The organism is Paenibacillus sp. JCM 10914, from assembly GCF_001315105.1.
Lineage (GTDB): Bacteria > Bacillota > Bacilli > Paenibacillales > Paenibacillaceae > Paenibacillus_AQ.
Genome location: NZ_BAZR01000047.1, coordinates 14,664 through 30,237, shown reverse-complemented (window position 1 = coordinate 30,237; position 15,574 = coordinate 14,664). Strand labels below are relative to the sequence as shown.

Below are 15,574 nucleotides of genomic sequence, written 5' to 3'. Positions count from 1 at the left end.
AACCCAAGGGTGGGTTGGTGGCTTGTTGCTGCAGCACGAAACTGGATCAAATACTGTTCACGTGAATGCTATTTCCTATTTATAGACTTTCCGATTATTTATTATAATCGGCTTCAAGCTCATTCAAATCCTCGGCGGAGATGTTCTGATACACCCCGTCTTGCTGAGGAAAGGCCACACTTGCAATAATGTCTGCTTTGAACGTCGATCCTTTGTCCCCGTGTTCCGTCTTGTCCGGCAGAGGCGATATTCTGACCAGAACCAGCCCTGTCGAATGTCCTTCCTGTTTCTGAACGATGCTGAACCATGAGGTTTCGATGTCGGTAAGATGCCCAGGAGGGCTTCCGCAGAGGGGGCTCCAGTAAAAACGATCACCCGCGCTCCTTGTGGTTCCCGCCTTATCCATACTTTCAAGCTTTCCCTCAATCTCTATACATAAGTAACGGGTATCACCCGATATTTCATACGTGATTTCATCACTTCCGCGCAGTTCGATCGGGATACCCGGAGTGACGCTTATGGCCGGAGATCATCCTTCATTCCAAGGGATGGAAATCATTTCATCCGCTGGTACGTCTACAACCTCCGGCTTCATAGCTTCCTCCGTCTTCGGAGCGCATCCGGCGCCAAGCAGAATCAATCCCAGGCCTGCACAGATGAAGAGTAATCTTAGCCCGCCGACTTTGATTATGTTGGACATCAACCCGGCACCTCCTGTGTCGAAGATAAGAAAATGAGGGCAATCTCTAAATCTCAATAAAAGTGAACAGGTGTTGTTGCTAAACTTCAAAACACAGCACATACAACACTATCCATGTTAAAGTGTAAAATCGGTAACGCCCTTTTTATAGGCATATTTCAGAGTATAGGTTTCTTCTATTCCATAGGGCATGGTAGCAATTTTGATACGAGTATAATCAAGTCGACTTTCCCTTAAAACTCTTTTTACCAAGGCGATGCTCTGCTCTTCTTCCGTAACGACACAAAATATATTAAGCGCATATTTTTTCGGGTCGGACACGGATTTCCCCATATCAAAGCCATCCACATGGCCTAACCTGGCATCGGCCAGAGATATCTCCAAGTATTCCATTACTTTATCTTTTAACCAATGATCGCGTTGGCTGCCTTTGGCACTTTTCAACGGGTATTGAACCACTAACCAGAATTGTTCACTCATTTTAGATTCACCAGCCTATATAGAGTATCCAGTAACACAAATGGGCTAACACGCATAGATTGGGCTTGAATATCAACCTGATTCTTTGCATTGGAGATGTGAAAATTGAGCAATTCAAAAACTAAGGATAAAGCTCTGCAAATTCCCATGAAAAATCTTTCTCCCGTAAGCATTGTAAGGGAGCTTCCCCCTGTCCGCGGTAATTTAAGGACCTCCTCCTCAAATCCTAAGCCCGCCGATCATCAAAAGGTCACATCGGCCATCAATGCGTGTGTGGATCGCGCTTTTCGAATTCCTATATTTTTGAGTACAACAAACACGGTAAATGATCTGCAAGGACAATTTCTGAACCGTCTTATTTCGGAAATTGAAGAGGCATTGCTCTTTCCCCGTACATTACCCGTAAGCGAACAATATCCGGAGAATATCCTGACGAATATACGACGCTTGGTTTTTTCAAGCTATGGTTTGCTCGCGATCAACTTCCGCAGATTTTTTGTTGAAATTCTTCAATCAAATGTGGGGCAGCCGCCAACAACCACTCCGTTCTGGGAAGGATCGACTTTTTCTCAAATCGAGCCTGCCATGGCTTTTCAATTCGGAATACCAATTTTATTAGTTAGGGAGAGGGGAACTGACGTCAATAATGGAATCTGGGCTGGCGGAATCACACCTCTCAACATATTTATTGATTGGGATTCCGACAACCAATCCGTAGACGATTTCTTTAACAGTGTTCAATGGAGAGAGGTCTTTGCAAATTGGGCTGCAGAGGTAAGGGGTAACTATTTGCTTCGAACGGAACCCCTGTTCAATAATCAACATTAATTCATAATCCACAACCGGATTCGGTTGTGGATTTGACATATGGAGCGAGCCCGTTGCCCAGCATATCCACCATCGACCACTGGTGTTGGTGAGCGCCCTTGATTAAGTCATGATGACCAGCTCAATCTTGCCGTTGCCGATTCGCATTCGATCTATACATAGCTGGCGATTGCCCGGCTCGGTATCTCCAATGATTCGCCGATGGTAGACGATAAGCCATTCGTCGCTCTCCTGCAGATGCAAGTACCCATGATGGCCGGGTCCTTCGGCAATCGGCTCCTGTCGCTCCAGAATGGTGCCTTCATTCTTGAATGGACCGAGCGGGTTGTCGCTTACGCCATAGGCTACACGATAGGTACCGTTCGTCCATCCGCCCATGGACCACATCAAGTAATAAAGTCCGTCCTTCTTAATCATGCAAGGACCTTCCACATATCCTTCCGGCGTAATGGAACGGAAAATTTCATTGCCGTCATCTGCCAATGGAACGAATCCGGTCATCTCTTCGTTCATCTGAGCCACGTTGCAGTGCCCCCACCCGCCATAATACAGATAGATCGTTCCATCTTCGTCCTTGAATAGATGCGCATCAATCGGCTGTGCCTGATGAATAAACTTATCCACGAGCGGTTTTCCCAAGTAGCCTCTGTACGGTCCTTCCGGACGATCCGCAACGGCGATTTCCAAGCCGCCGATTTCCTCGTTTGATTGGATATCGTTGGATGCAAATACGAGATAATATTTCCCTTGGTGCTCAATATGAGTCGGAGCCCAAACCGCTCTCCATATCCATGGAAAATCCGACATTTCGATAATGCCTTCGTGTTTGTCCCAATGGATCAGATCGTCGGAACTGAATGCGTCCAGATTCATCTGCATCGTGTATTCCGTGAAGGACCGCGTCGCATAAATCCAATGCTTTCCCTCATACGTTCTGGCTTCGGGGTCTGCATACCAACCGGGTATGATCGGATTTGTAATGTTCAATGGTAGACACTCCTCTCCTAAATCTGATGAGTGATATTTAAACAGATGAAGACGCTGCTAGAGGAGGACATCCTTACCACCGCAAGGTACTAGTAGTTATAAAGCTGCTCCTCTTGCTTCTCCCGGACCCAGACCTGCATATAACCCGGCTGCCGATTGTCCCAGGCATAATAAGGAACGAATTGACAAGGTCGGCCTAGCCCATCCTTGCCTCGCAGCGTGGTGACGCCTTCCAGCAGATCCTCCCGATGCTCCACCAGAAGCCTCTCGCGAGCAGAAAACGTCATTTCATCGTACTTGAGCTTGTCATGATCACTCTGCTCGATGCAATAAACAATAGGCCCCCGCTGCAACGCAATTCGTCCTTCATTCGCTTGTACTTCCTGCCGAGCGCGGAAAATCTCAACGGGCATATCAAGCTCGAGCAATATGGTATCACCCGCCGACCAATGACGCTCGATGGAGAGATAGCCGCGTTCTACCACTGCTTCTACACCGGATAGCCATTCTCCTCCCACGCAAACCCGATATCCCCTGCACCATTCCGGCCACCCGCATTTGAATGGTAAATACGCCGTCCGCCGCTGGGAATACCTCCAGCTCGACCCCTCCACTCCAAGGAAAGGAGGTTCGCTGTTTCAGATGGACGCCGTTCCCGTTCTCCAGCATGATATCCGCTTCGCCTTGAACATATTGATTAACGGCGATTCCCTTAGGCATTCGAGCATACATATATTGTCCGATGGAAGGGAGAAAGCGAGCCAGATTCGTTGGGCAGCAGGAGGTGTCAAACCAAGGCACACGATGATGATCCCCTTGCGAAGCCAGCGGATTAACGTAGAAAAATCGATCCCCGGATAGCGAAATGCCGGCCAACGCGCCGTTATACATTTCACGCTCGACCACATCCGCAAATTTACCGTCCCCGAACAGCAGGTTCATGCGATGATTCCAGAATACCATCGCAATGGCGGCACAGGTTTCGCAGTAAGCGGATTCATTCGGCAAATCATAGTCCTCCGTAAACCCTTCATTGTGGTGGGACGGCCCGATTCCTCCGGTCACATACATATTGCGCTGGGCCGTATGGGCCCACACACGCTGCAAAGCAGCTACATACGCCGGATCTCCCGAAACATGCACGGCATCGGTCATCGCGGAATACAGATACATGGCCCGAACTGCATGCCCTGTTACCTTCTCGATCTCCCGGACCGGAACATCGTCCTGGCAGTACGGCGGTCCCCACTCCGGCTTATCCCAGATGGCGCCGACGCCGTGGCCATGACCCCGTTCTTCCAGCAGCCAACATGCGAACTTCCAATAATGCTCCTCCCCGGTTACCCGGTAGAGCTTGATCAGCGCCAGCTCAATTTCCTCATGCCCTTCTACCCAATGCCGCTTGCCTGGTCCGAAGATGCGATCGTAATGGTCGGCCAGCCGGCAAGCGACGTCGAGAAGCTGCCGTTTGCCGGTAGCTTCATAGTAAGCAACTGCTGCTTCGATCAGATGGCCGCCGTTGTACATCTCATGCTTCTCCATATCCGTCCACTTGCTCTCGGGAGCAACTAACGTGTAATACGTGCACAGGTATCCATCCGATTCCTGCGCGGCCGCGATGAGTTCAATGATTCGGTCGGCATCGTCCTCCAGCGCTGTATCCCGCTCCAGCATCAGCGAATAGGCAACCCCTTCGAGCACCTTATACACATCGGAATCGTTAAAATAGATACCCTCGAACTCCCCCTCGATGAGGCCGCCGGCTTTGGCGAAATTCGCAATGCGACCCGTCTCCTCACATTTGATCAAGCAGCTAGGCAGCGTCACCTTTTTCAACACTTCCAACCGCGGCCGCCAGAACGCATCCGTAATCTTCACTTTCGTAAAAGGCACTTCATGCCAGTTATGCAGCATCGATGATGGTGCTGTCATTGTGCATTCCCCACTTTCTTTATCCCTTCAGTCCGGTCAGGGTGATCCCTTCCAGGAAGTAACGTTGTCCGATCAAAAATACGATAATGCAGGGCAGTACAACCGCCGCCGAAGCAGCCATAAGCAAATCCCATTGCGCAGTATAGCTGCCCTGAAACATCTGCAGCCCTAAAGCTAACGTAAACAGCTTATCGCTCTTTAAATAAATCAGCGGCCCCATAAAATCATTCCAAGATCCCAAGAAGCTGAACAGGGCAACAACAATAAGCGCAGAACGACTTAGTGGAAAAATAATTCTCCAATAAATCTGGAAGTAAGAGGCCCCATCCACGAATGCCGCCTCATCGAAATCTCTTGGAATCGTTAAATAGAACTGCCTGAGCAGAAAAATATTAAAGATTCCCCCTCCAAAATAAGCAGGTACGATCAGCGGATAGAGCGTATCATAGAAGCCAAGTATCTTCCACCCGAGAAAGCTCGGAATCATCGTCACCGCGAACGGCAGCATCATGCTGGTCATCAGGATCGCAAAGACCGTATCCCTGCCCTTCCACTGGATCCGGGCAAACCCGAATGCGGCAATGCTGCTCGTTGCTACCGTCCCAATCAGAACGCTCACCACAATAATGAGGGTGTTCGTAAAGAAAACGTCAAACGGCAGCACAGTCAGGGCACGCTGGAAATTGTCCCACTTAAACGGCTTCGGAATCCACTCGGGCGGCATCGTAAATATTTGTGATAAATCCATAAGCGAGCTGCGCAGAAGCCAGACGAACGGAATGATAAACATAATGGAAATCAGGATAAGGGCGGTGTACCCTGCAGTAAGCGCAAGCTTCGATGGTCTCACGTGCGTTCTCCCCCTTCGTAATACACCCAAGACTTAGAGGTTTTGAAGACGATATAAGTAAACACCATGATAATGATGAACAAAATCCATGCCAAAGCGGAGGCATAACCCATCTCGGTATCCCTGAAGCCGGTTCTCCAAAGATAGAACACATAGAACAAACTCCGGTTATTCGGTCCGCCTTGGGTAAGAATATAGGCTTCATTAAAGACCTGGAAAGAACCGATGATGGTCATGATCGTATTAAAAAATAAGGTGGGTGTTACCATCGGTATCGTAATTTGCCGCAGCTTGCTGTACCAGCCTCCTCCGTCCACTTCGATCGCTTCATAATAGGATTGGGGAATGCCCGACAAACCGGCCAGAAAAATAATGACCGTACTCCCGATTCCCCACAGCGTTGTCAGCACAACAGAAGGAATAACACTGCCCTCCGCATAAAGCCAGTTGCTCGTAGGCAGATTCAGCCAGCCTAGCAGCGAATTCAGTAGCCCGAGATCCGGATTCATTAGCCACATCCAGATCATCGCCGACGCGACAGCCGGCACGATGCTCGGAAGATAGATGATCGTCCGAAACATCGCTCTCCCCTTCACGTTCATATTAAGCAATAAAGCGATGGCGAAGGAAATGATAATGACGGCGGGCACCCGCAGAATAACAAAATAAAAGGTGACCCCCAAAGATTTATAGAACAGATCATCCTCGCCGGAAAACAGCTTCGCATAGTTGTCGAAACCGACAAATGAGGTGTGATCCTTAAATACGTTGTAGTCTGTTAAGCTAAGCACCAAGCTTGCGATCATCGGTCCGAATGTGAAAATGATAAAACCGAGTATCGCCGGAGCCGTGAACAATAGCCCATACCATAATCCCCTGCGCATCTTTCGCCTCCAATCCCGATCACTATCGAATCAAGAAGACGACGGTCTGCCAGCAGAGCGCCGTCCTCCCCATCGTAGCGTTCGCAGCTGCTTGACTATTTGATATCCCGGCGACCCTGCACCTGCTCTTGCGCTTTGGCAGCGATAGCATCCATCGCTTCTTGCGCCGTTTGCTGGCCGAGCCACACCTTATCCAAGGCGGGATTTACGATGTCCATAATCTTATTGAAGTTCTTCACATAACCGGTAGGCGTCTGATGACCCTTCGTCAAAATAACCTCTACGATGGCGTCTTTATATCCCGATGGCCGCGCATCCAGATTTTCGGTCCATTTCGCCAGCATGTTCGGATCGGTATACCAATCCTTATACGATGGCATCCATGTGCCGCTCGTAATCATCTCGATCGAAGCTTCTGGATCGATCAATGCCTTCATCAGCTCCCAGGATTCTTCCGGATACTTCGTCGATTTGAACATCGAGAACATTCCGCAAACGACCGTCGTTACCGGCTCTTCCAGCACGGGCATGACCCCTACGTTAAAATTGAAATTCGATTGCGCCAGTCCGGCGCTGGCCCATTGACCGTCAATCGCCATCGCAACCTTCTTCGTTTGCAGCGCGACATTGGTCGCCGGGATGTTCTTCGCTTGCACAGGCGAAGGTGAAACATGATGCACATTCATCATGTCCGAGATTTTCTGAATGGCATCTACCGCAGCAGGCTCATTTAAAGCGAAACGCTTGCCATCCTCGGAGACAAAATCCCCACCGTTGGAGTAAATGAAGTTGCTGTACACTCCCCACCAAGTAGAAGCGCTTACGCCATACTGCTTAATATTTTTCGGATCGAAGTCGGGATCATTGGCTGTTCTGCCCTTCGTATCCACGGTTAGCTGCTTGGCGACTTCAATGAATTCATCCCATGTCCACGCCTCCGACAGCTTACTTGGTGGAGGGGCTATACCCGCCTCCTTGAAAATATCCTCATTATAGAACAGGCCGAAGGACTCCGGTCCCGGGGCGATACCGATCACATTGCCTGGTTCAAGCGAATATATGATGTTCGGAACAAGGCTATCCACATTGATATCCGGGTCTTTGTCGAGAAACTCTTGCAGATTGTAGAACTTCCCTTGCTCTGCGAGTGGGTAGCAATGCTGCCCGATTCCATCATTGCGATATCCGGCACGTCATTGCCCGCTACCATCGTGGTCAACTTCGTGTCATAATCGGCTGCGATATGTTGCAGATCGACTTTAATATTCGGGTGGTTCTCTTCGAAACGCTGAATCCCGAATTTGTATGCAGCAACTTCATCCGGTGAGCCCCATACGGTCATGCGAAGCGTAATAGAATCCTTCGAATTGGGTTCATCGTTAGTAGAAGGCGATGATTCGTCGTTGCCCGCACCTGTCCCGCAGGCGGACATGACGGAAGCAAACATCAACAACAGGGTGATGAGAACCATGATCGATTTCTTTTGCCGTTTCATTTTCTGAGCCCCTCTCGATTGCATCCTTAGATTCATAGCTGCAGTCTATGTTACTTAGATTATAAATTGTGGATAGCGCTTACATAACCCGAAACTCTTTGGAATGGTGGACTAATATTAGGTATACAGCGGCAGCGTAATCAAGACGCTCGTCCCAGAATCCGGCACGGATCTTATCGAAATACCATATTCTCCGCCATACATCAAATGAATTCTGGCGATCATATTTTTGATGCCGATCGAAGAAGATTCCTGAAATAAAATAGCGTTAACCGTATCACTGCTCATGCCTCGCCCATTATCGGCAATCTCATAATATCTGGTACCGCCTTCGATCCAGCCGCGAATGTGAATGAAGCCGCCCGTCTCGATCTGATCAAAGCCATGCAAAATGGCGTTTTCCACAAAAGGCTGAAACAACAACCGGGGAACCTTATACTCATATAGCCGCGGATCGATCTCGTGACGGGTCGTGAATCGATCCTCAAAGCGAACGCCCATAATATAAAAGTAATTGTTCATCCACTCCATTTCCTCCGACAAGTGAACCGCTCCCCAATCCTTACGTGACGTATAGTGCAGCATATTGGATAAACAAACCAGCATTTTGCTTAACTCTTGCTGACTGTTCTCAATGGCTGTCCAATTCATCACATTTAACGTATTGTATAGAAAATGAGGGTTCATCTGCATGCTGAGCGCCTGAATTTCGGCCTCCTGCTCCTTCAGCTTGATTTCGTAATTCTCGGTCACTAGATGCCGAATCTGTTCATTCATGCGATTGAAGCGCTGCAGCAAAATACTGAACTCATCATTCGTACGAACCGCAATCTGAGTCTGAAAATCCCCTTCCCCTACAGACCGCATGGCGCCCAGCAGCTCTTTGACCGGCTTTGCGATTTTATCTGCAATAAAGTAAGCAAACACCATCGCCATAATGCCCATAATGACCGCCATCAGCATGCTCGAGGTCCGGATGACAGGCACCAGGCTGCTGACCAGCGCCGATTCCGGCGTCCATACCACCGATATCCATCCGGTAACGGCCGAGCGGTCGAAGCAGACAATGACTGCCTCCCCATCCAGTGTCATCCTTAGCGTGCCGCTGCCCTCCTGCTGCAATCGCTCCAGCCACTGCTCTCTGTAGTTTTGCGTTATTCTGTCAGGGTCACTGCTCGCAATGACTTTATAATCCTCGTTCAATACTAAATAACTGGAGCTCTCAGGAATGCTATCCTCATAGAGGGATCTTAATGCTTCCAATTTGAAGCTGATCGTGAGAACAGGGCGTTCCACGCCAACATCCATCTTCTCGAGCGTCGAATAATTCAAATGCGAGAAGTCCAAGTACCGCGCCGCGGAGAACAAATAGCGGAAATCCAGCTTCCCGCCCTGTAGATAAGGCTGGTCAAACATGTCCACGAAATCATAAGTGGGATACCAGACGATTTTTCCGCCAGCCTCTTGGGCTTCACGGTAAATATCGGACTGCGTGGGATCCCCCTGCGGCAGCATCTGTCCGAAAGTGAAATAGGACGTCCATAGCTGGTAAGCATAGACATCCTCGTTCAAGGAAAAATATTTACTCAACACCGATGAGACCTGACGATCCGCAGCGAACATATCTACTTCATTCGAGGGATCGAGATGGTTGAATATGTGAAATAAATCCTTATCCACGAATAGAGCCAGACTATTCTGCTCGATGATCCCCAGCTTCGTATCCATGATCGCATTGTTCTTCTTCACGATCTCGTACACATTTTTCTGCGCTTGCTCCGTCACCACCTGCAGACTCGTCCGATAATAAAGAACCCCGAGCGCAATGAGTGGAATCGCAATGAGGAGAATACAGCTTACCAGTATTCGCGAGCGAAACGTTCTCATTCCTTACGCTTCCTTTCCGGAAGTAAAGTATGCTTATAGCTTCTGGCGATATGCCGTGATGCTTCTTGAATACCCGGCAAAAATACTTGGTATCCTGATATCCGCATTCCGCCGAAATCTCGTAGATTCTGAGCCTGTTCTCCGCGAGCAGCTCTTTGGCACGCCTCATCCTGACTGCGGTGACATGCTCGGAGAAGGTTCTTCCCGTTTTGTTTTTAATATAAGTGCTGAAATAAGAAGGGTTAAAGAAAAAATGCGTCGCAGCCCGTTCCAGCGTCAAATCCTCTTTGGCATGTTCTTGTATCCAGCTCAAGCAATTCGCGACGATATTCTCATTCTTGTCCTGCTGTGCTTGCGTTAAGGCGTTGTGTACTTCTTGAAGACTAACTTCTAATAGCTCCATCAGTTCCTGATACGATCCGCAGTTCTGAACAAGCACGGCGGCTGTTTGCGTGAGCAGACCACCCACTCGCCGATCGCCGAAATCTTGGATTCTGCTTTTTATTTTCATAAGAAGAAGAGAGGCCTGTTCCTTAATCAACGCCGGTTTCGCTTGACCGGCATCCGAAAGTTGTTTGAAGGCGGCCTGGCATTGCTTCATTGCAATCCCGGCTCATGGCTGAGAAGCATATCAAGCAGTTTCTCCGAGTTGATCGGAACAGGATTACGGGAAGGCCGCAGCTCATCATGAAAGAACAGCCCTTCCCAGCATTCGAAGAAATTCTGCTCGTTGGCTTTCTGAGCTATGCGGTAAGTTTGCGGCCCTCCGATGGACAGCGACTCGCAATAAGGGCCGATTCCGTGCGTGAGCTTTCCGTCCATGGATAGCTCCATGGACAGGGAATTGGCAATCGAGCGGAGCTGTCGCTTCAGGGCCACCGTGAGCGGAGGTGTGCGAATCAGCGTAACCGCATGAAGCGTTCGGTCGTCCTGGAGCCCATTCTGAAGAAGCGTCACCGCTTTTCCTAGCTTCGACCAGCTCTGTTCCAGGCTTTGCAGGTAGGTCAGGCCGCTTATTCTTTCCTCATCTGCCGTGCTGCTCCTCAGTTCGGAATAAATCATCAATCCGCCACCCTGAAGCCAGTCAGCCTTATCCATCTCCTCTTGTTTCGATGCCGTCATGCTCTCATTTAGCCAAGACAGGTATAGTCGGCTGCGATACGCGGATGAAGCGAGCGCGAGTCGATGCTGCAGGTCTTCGGTTTCCTTACGCTCCATCAACTCTGTGCTCAATTGAAGCTCAATCCGATCGAGCAAGTGTTTAACGTTCTCGATTTCCACCGGCTTCAATAAATAATCATAAGCGCCGTGGCGCACAGCCGTCTGCGCATACTCAAACAAATTGTAAGCGGATACCATAATAACCTTGGTGGAACTCCCCTCTTCTTTAAGCGTCTCCAAAAAGGTAAGTCCGTCCATTCGGGGCATTCGGATATCCGTCAATACCGCATCCGGACAGTCCAACCTGACCCGCTCTAATGCAGTGGCACCGTCCTTGGCAGCTGTGACTTGGGCATCCGGTCGCAATTGGCGAATTAAACTTACCATCTCTAAGGTGCCTCGGTTCGTCATCTACTACCAGTATTCTCAAATCGTCCAACCCCCAGTTCACTTCTCTGCATTGCTTCTATATCCAAAAAGCACCTTGCGTGAGCCGGCGTAAAACATACACTTGATATCCATTACACGTCAGCATACCGAGGCAGTGTACCAAGCAAATTCTCATTTTTCTTCTCATTATATAATGCAGTATCAGGCTGTCATAGGTCATTCTTATTGGATAGGTGGATTAATTTTGGGAATCTCTGATTTGATTTGGGAATGCTTGGTGTAAGACTGTCCGTTTGAAAAACAAATAAAGAGCACCGAAAGGATGCTCTTTTAGCCTGATTCAATATGGCCAAGGGGATCTAAGATTATTGATCGCATAGCAGACCTTTCAGATGAGCAGTACTAACTTACCATTTTACCTAAGCCAAATTTGCAGCAAAAGAGCCGAGCGTCTTTCTGCATGCAGAGAAGGATTGCAGCTCAATGCAAATCTGTGGTTCCGCATTCCTGTCCGCTTCCTGATTACGTACAATCCAGACCCCTTTATTAGCAGGAAGTACAAACAAAATATCCTCGATGGCCGTCTGATTTCCGCTGCCAATTCTTATCGTGCTTAGATTGTCCATGGTACGGGCATTGGTTTGAAAATCCTGCTGCCATTTTGTAATCAGTTGCTGCTGGTTAGATGAAAGCTCATCATAAAGGGGGGAGGCTGGGGATTCACCAGATGTCAGCCGGTTCCACAATTCTTCAGTGATTACCACCTTGGATCCGGATAAAGTCGTCCCTTCGGCTTTCGAAGGCTCCACTCCATAGAAACGAACAAGCTCCTCCTCCCAATCCGCCGGCTCTGTCCAGGATAGAAAATGAAGCGTATGATGGTCAGACAAGTGATACAAATACCGTTGCTGCAGCTCGTGGATGGTCAGTACTTTGTTAGAATTTCGATCCGTAATACCTCTCAGCATATAATGGCTGTGCAGCAAATGCTGAATCATTTGTGTAATTTCGGAAGTAAAACGAACCTGGCCATTCTCTTCATCAATCGATTCTATAGAACCTTTGGACATCAAGCTATGTGTAGCTGCCTGAAACAAAAGCTCCCATCTGTCTTCAGACAGGTCTCCATAATATGCCTTCATCAGTCCTGCAGCCATTTCCTCCCCTTGATGAACGGCCAAGGCGTAACCCAGCTCTTCTAATGAAAAGATATAGGTATGCTCGCTCATGTAAGCAACTCCTCCATTACCAATCTATTTCGTTTCCTTTCCGTTACGGCTGATCAGCCCCCGCAGACGCTTCATGACAGACTGAATTTCGGTATCGGTCAACAAATAATAGGTATTCACAGTCCAGGTCTCTCTGTTTTTCAAATGAAAAATCAGGTTCGGAAACTTCGGAAGCAGCCACTTCCGAATGGATGGGCCGCTGTAGCTAATCCTTGTAATCTCCGCCCAGGCTACGGTCCGCGTTCCATCTGAAATGGCATTTTGATCGTAGGTGAGGAGCTGCTTGTCTGATTTCAGCGCCTTTGGCAAGCTGACGACTAAATATCCTCCAAAAAACGGAATCCCGATTATGGCGGATGTGATACAAAAAAACTTACGAATAAAGGAAGTATCCATAAAAAAAGCTGCGTACAGCAGAAACAGGCAGGCCAGCACAAACAGTAAACTGCCAAGTGCTTTGCCCCATGCCACGGATTTTCGATAAGATATTGCGTTCATGATCTAACGCCTTTCTGAAATTATTTAAACAGTCCGCTAATCCAGCGAACTCCACTTTCGACCACTTTAGCTGCGCCATCACCGACAAAGGCTCCAACCGTACCACCCACATAGGAACCGATAGCCGCACCAACCGGGCCGCCAATCATCGCACCGACGACTCCACCTGCTACAGCCCCGCCATAGGTCGCGGCTGTTTTTACAACAACGTTGGATGCTGCTACAGCTACTTCTTCCCCGTTAAGCTTGCCTTCACGATGCTTACTGACAACGCCGGAAGCCTCACCGATCACATTAAAGGTTGCATTAATCGGGAATATCTTTTTGGCGATCATACCTGGAATTTTCTTGGTAGCGATCCCATACCTGCCCTTTTCTACGCCGGCTATGACCTGTCTAGTCCATTGGGGAAAATTCTTAGCTTGACTAAAGCCTAACCCAAAATTGAGACCGAGTTTGCTTGCCACTCTATCAAAGCCTTTTATTCCTTTCATCATGAAGCCTGGGTTCACAATCTGGCGATTAATACCTCTTGCCAGGTTCTTCAGGAACGCATTGTTACCTTTGCCTTTAACCCATGGCGCATTATGAATTTTAGCTCGGGACGGATTTCGGGGATCTACTCTGAATTGTACCGTCTTCGTTAAGACTAAAGAAGCGCCCACCGAGCTGTAAAGGAGAGTTCCCCACTTTTCCAGATTATCTCTCGTTTCAAGCGAGCTGTCTAACACATTCTGGGTTTGATCCATCGGATCGACGGCCGTCCCTGCCTGTAAAGAAGCTGGAGTGGAATCGGCCTCTTTAAAGCGGCTGACAATCGTATGTAATTCCGTGCTGACCGAACCTACCGCTGAGGTGAAATGATCCATTTGCTGACGGGCCAGCTGGAAATTATGATAGAATTGTTGCCTTGTCGTACCTTCATCCGCTTTCAAGGATTTGAATCTGCTGGGTAAGGTGGCTGCAAATTTGTACCCCGAGCTCCCTAGCCTGTGCAAATTGTTGGGATATCTCCATCAGTCTTTCCGGAGGAACTAATATTTTGCCCATGGCACTCACCTCAACAATATACAGATTAATGTAATTATTCTAGTCAAGGTTATCCATCTTCACAAAAGGAACAAGTAACAGAATAGCAAAAAAATCGTTAGGTCCTTGGAACCATTTCCCTTTTTCCCCATAGTCTTTGCGGCAATAGTATTTATCTACATCATAGAGGAGGAGAATGAAATCCTCCAGCAATTTGAGGAATTTGCTTCCCCCTGATCCTTTAGAAATTGATCCAGATGCAGCGCGATTTTGAAAAATAAAAAGAGAGCTTCTAGAGCTCTCTTTGGGCTGGCTGCATCATCCCTTGAGTGGGGTGATCCTCTTGGTACTCGTAATATTGCGACTGAACGGGCGCATGGATTTGTGCTTCCATTGGCGGCTCTGACGGCTGCTGATATGGCTCATCCACATACATGATTCTACGCTGAATTTGCATGAGCCCATTCACGACGCGCAGCGCGACCCAGAAAAGGATAAGGCCAACGCCTAGGTACAGCAGATATTGTTGATTATAAGTCCAATCTATATGAAAGTAACTAAACAAGCTATTCTCTAAAATATCAAGCTGCAATTCATTCATTAAAATGATATGGACGACTGGAAGAGTAATAAAGCCTAATCCCAGTGATATCACGGTTACCATAATAACAGAGAATACGATACCAGTAACAAATCTTAGTAGTACGAGCAGCAGGTTTCGAATAAATAGCCCACCCTCAAAGCCGCTCACCATTCGCTTCAACCAGTTCTGCCCAGCTTCAGGCTGTTGATTGTAGGTATACGATACAGAAGGACTAGGTAAACCTAAAATTTGTCTAATCATGCTTTGTTCAAAATTCACAATCCCGTTCAACAGCTTGGCTACGCCAAAAAACAGCGGTATTCCGATAAATATTGGAGTCAAACCGATGGATAGTGCAAGTCCTGTTATCGCTACTGTAAAATAAATAATCCCTAACGGGAGAGATAGCAAGAAATAGAGGATCGTTGCATAGGTTTTTGGATTGAAAAGCACCCAATTCACCTTGCCTGCCCGCGCCATTGCTGTCGCTTCTGTTGCCTTCATATTCAAACACTCCTTATAGCCTTCGTAAGTCACGCTCCGAGTTATAAATCCATTATATCCGCCTTATTGGGCTGACATAACCGTCTTAGGGGGTATCTGAACCTAGACTTTAGACTAGGGACTGGACTGGCCGCACA

At 48.2% G+C, this 15,574-nt stretch carries 17 protein-coding genes and 1 pseudogene; 1 reads left to right on the top strand and 17 read right to left on the bottom strand.

Annotation, left to right across the window (positions count from 1 at the left end; genetic code table 11):
• Positions 1-94 precede the first annotated feature (94 nt).
• From JCM10914_RS31100 to JCM10914_RS26915, 3 genes are all read right to left on the bottom strand, one after another.
• Positions 95-406, bottom strand: coding sequence for a hypothetical protein (locus JCM10914_RS31100; protein ID WP_023967045.1), 312 nt, complete (start codon positions 404-406; stop codon positions 95-97).
• Between the two features lie 123 nt (positions 407-529).
• A complete protein-coding gene (locus JCM10914_RS31095; protein ID WP_023967043.1) occupies positions 530-700 on the bottom strand; it encodes a hypothetical protein in 171 nt (56 codons plus the stop codon).
• 117 nt (positions 701-817) lie between these two features.
• Entirely contained in the window at positions 818-1,180 is a 363-nt protein-coding gene (locus JCM10914_RS26915) for a hypothetical protein (protein WP_023967041.1), read from the bottom strand.
• Between the two features lie 105 nt (positions 1,181-1,285).
• Between JCM10914_RS26915 and JCM10914_RS26910 the strand changes: the two genes are divergently transcribed.
• Positions 1,286-2,008 (top strand): hypothetical protein, encoded by a 723-nt coding sequence (locus JCM10914_RS26910; protein WP_023967039.1) that lies wholly within the window; start codon positions 1,286-1,288, stop codon positions 2,006-2,008.
• Positions 2,009-2,110: 102 nt separating this feature from the next.
• On the opposite strand, the gene JCM10914_RS26905 is transcribed toward JCM10914_RS26910, so the two are convergent.
• The 14 genes and pseudogenes from JCM10914_RS26905 to JCM10914_RS26850 all read right to left on the bottom strand — a co-directional run bounded on the left by JCM10914_RS26905 (position 2,111) and on the right by JCM10914_RS26850 (position 15,437).
• A complete protein-coding gene (locus JCM10914_RS26905) occupies positions 2,111-2,995 on the bottom strand; it encodes a glycoside hydrolase family 43 protein (protein ID WP_023967037.1) in 885 nt (294 codons plus the stop codon).
• 89 nt (positions 2,996-3,084) lie between these two features.
• Positions 3,085-3,609, bottom strand: a complete 525-nt coding sequence (locus tag JCM10914_RS31580; RefSeq protein ID WP_269433942.1) for a beta-L-arabinofuranosidase domain-containing protein — start codon at positions 3,607-3,609, stop codon at positions 3,085-3,087.
• Positions 3,610-3,631: 22 nt separating this feature from the next.
• Positions 3,632-4,909, bottom strand: a pseudogene (locus tag JCM10914_RS26900) (glycoside hydrolase family 127 protein); the annotation flags it as partial.
• A gap of 37 nt (positions 4,910-4,946) precedes the next feature.
• Positions 4,947-5,717 carry a carbohydrate ABC transporter permease gene (locus tag JCM10914_RS26895; RefSeq protein ID WP_081739912.1) on the bottom strand — a complete coding sequence of 257 codons (771 nt, stop codon included), beginning with the start codon at positions 5,715-5,717 and terminating at the stop codon, positions 4,947-4,949.
• A 56-nt stretch (positions 5,718-5,773) separates the two neighbouring features.
• Positions 5,774-6,661, bottom strand: coding sequence for a carbohydrate ABC transporter permease (locus JCM10914_RS26890; protein ID WP_023967029.1), 888 nt, complete (start codon positions 6,659-6,661; stop codon positions 5,774-5,776).
• A gap of 95 nt (positions 6,662-6,756) precedes the next feature.
• Positions 6,757-7,782 carry an extracellular solute-binding protein gene (locus tag JCM10914_RS26885; protein ID WP_269433943.1) on the bottom strand — a complete coding sequence of 342 codons (1,026 nt, stop codon included), beginning with the start codon at positions 7,780-7,782 and terminating at the stop codon, positions 6,757-6,759.
• Positions 7,695-8,156, bottom strand: a complete 462-nt coding sequence (locus tag JCM10914_RS31575; protein ID WP_023967026.1) for an extracellular solute-binding protein — start codon at positions 8,154-8,156, stop codon at positions 7,695-7,697. Before JCM10914_RS31575 ends, JCM10914_RS26885 begins: the two co-directional genes overlap by 88 nt.
• A gap of 117 nt (positions 8,157-8,273) precedes the next feature.
• Positions 8,274-9,941 carry a sensor histidine kinase gene (locus JCM10914_RS26880; protein WP_231638770.1) on the bottom strand — a complete coding sequence of 556 codons (1,668 nt, stop codon included), beginning with the start codon at positions 9,939-9,941 and terminating at the stop codon, positions 8,274-8,276.
• Positions 9,850-10,644: an AraC family transcriptional regulator gene (locus JCM10914_RS31090; protein ID WP_023967022.1), complete on the bottom strand. Its 795-nt coding sequence runs from the start codon at positions 10,642-10,644 to the stop codon at positions 9,850-9,852. The genes JCM10914_RS26880 and JCM10914_RS31090 overlap by 92 nt, the downstream gene beginning before the upstream one ends.
• The gene (locus JCM10914_RS26870) at positions 10,641-11,591 is read right to left on the bottom strand and encodes a response regulator (RefSeq protein ID WP_158442487.1); all 951 of its coding nucleotides are present in this window, start codon (positions 11,589-11,591) and stop codon (positions 10,641-10,643) included. The genes JCM10914_RS31090 and JCM10914_RS26870 overlap by 4 nt, the downstream gene beginning before the upstream one ends.
• Before the next feature lie 422 nt (positions 11,592-12,013).
• The gene (locus JCM10914_RS26865) at positions 12,014-12,823 is read right to left on the bottom strand and encodes a hypothetical protein (RefSeq protein WP_023967018.1); all 810 of its coding nucleotides are present in this window, start codon (positions 12,821-12,823) and stop codon (positions 12,014-12,016) included.
• A 24-nt stretch (positions 12,824-12,847) separates the two neighbouring features.
• Complete coding sequence (locus tag JCM10914_RS26860) at positions 12,848-13,321, bottom strand: DUF5381 family protein (RefSeq protein WP_023967016.1); 474 nt, start codon at positions 13,319-13,321, stop codon at positions 12,848-12,850.
• Between the two features lie 20 nt (positions 13,322-13,341).
• Positions 13,342-14,256: a hypothetical protein gene (locus tag JCM10914_RS26855; RefSeq protein ID WP_023967014.1), complete on the bottom strand. Its 915-nt coding sequence runs from the start codon at positions 14,254-14,256 to the stop codon at positions 13,342-13,344.
• Between the two features lie 386 nt (positions 14,257-14,642).
• On the bottom strand, positions 14,643-15,437 hold the full coding sequence (locus tag JCM10914_RS26850; protein ID WP_023967012.1) for a sensor domain-containing protein: 795 nt from the start codon (positions 15,435-15,437) through the stop codon (positions 14,643-14,645).
• Positions 15,438-15,574 lie beyond the last annotated feature (137 nt).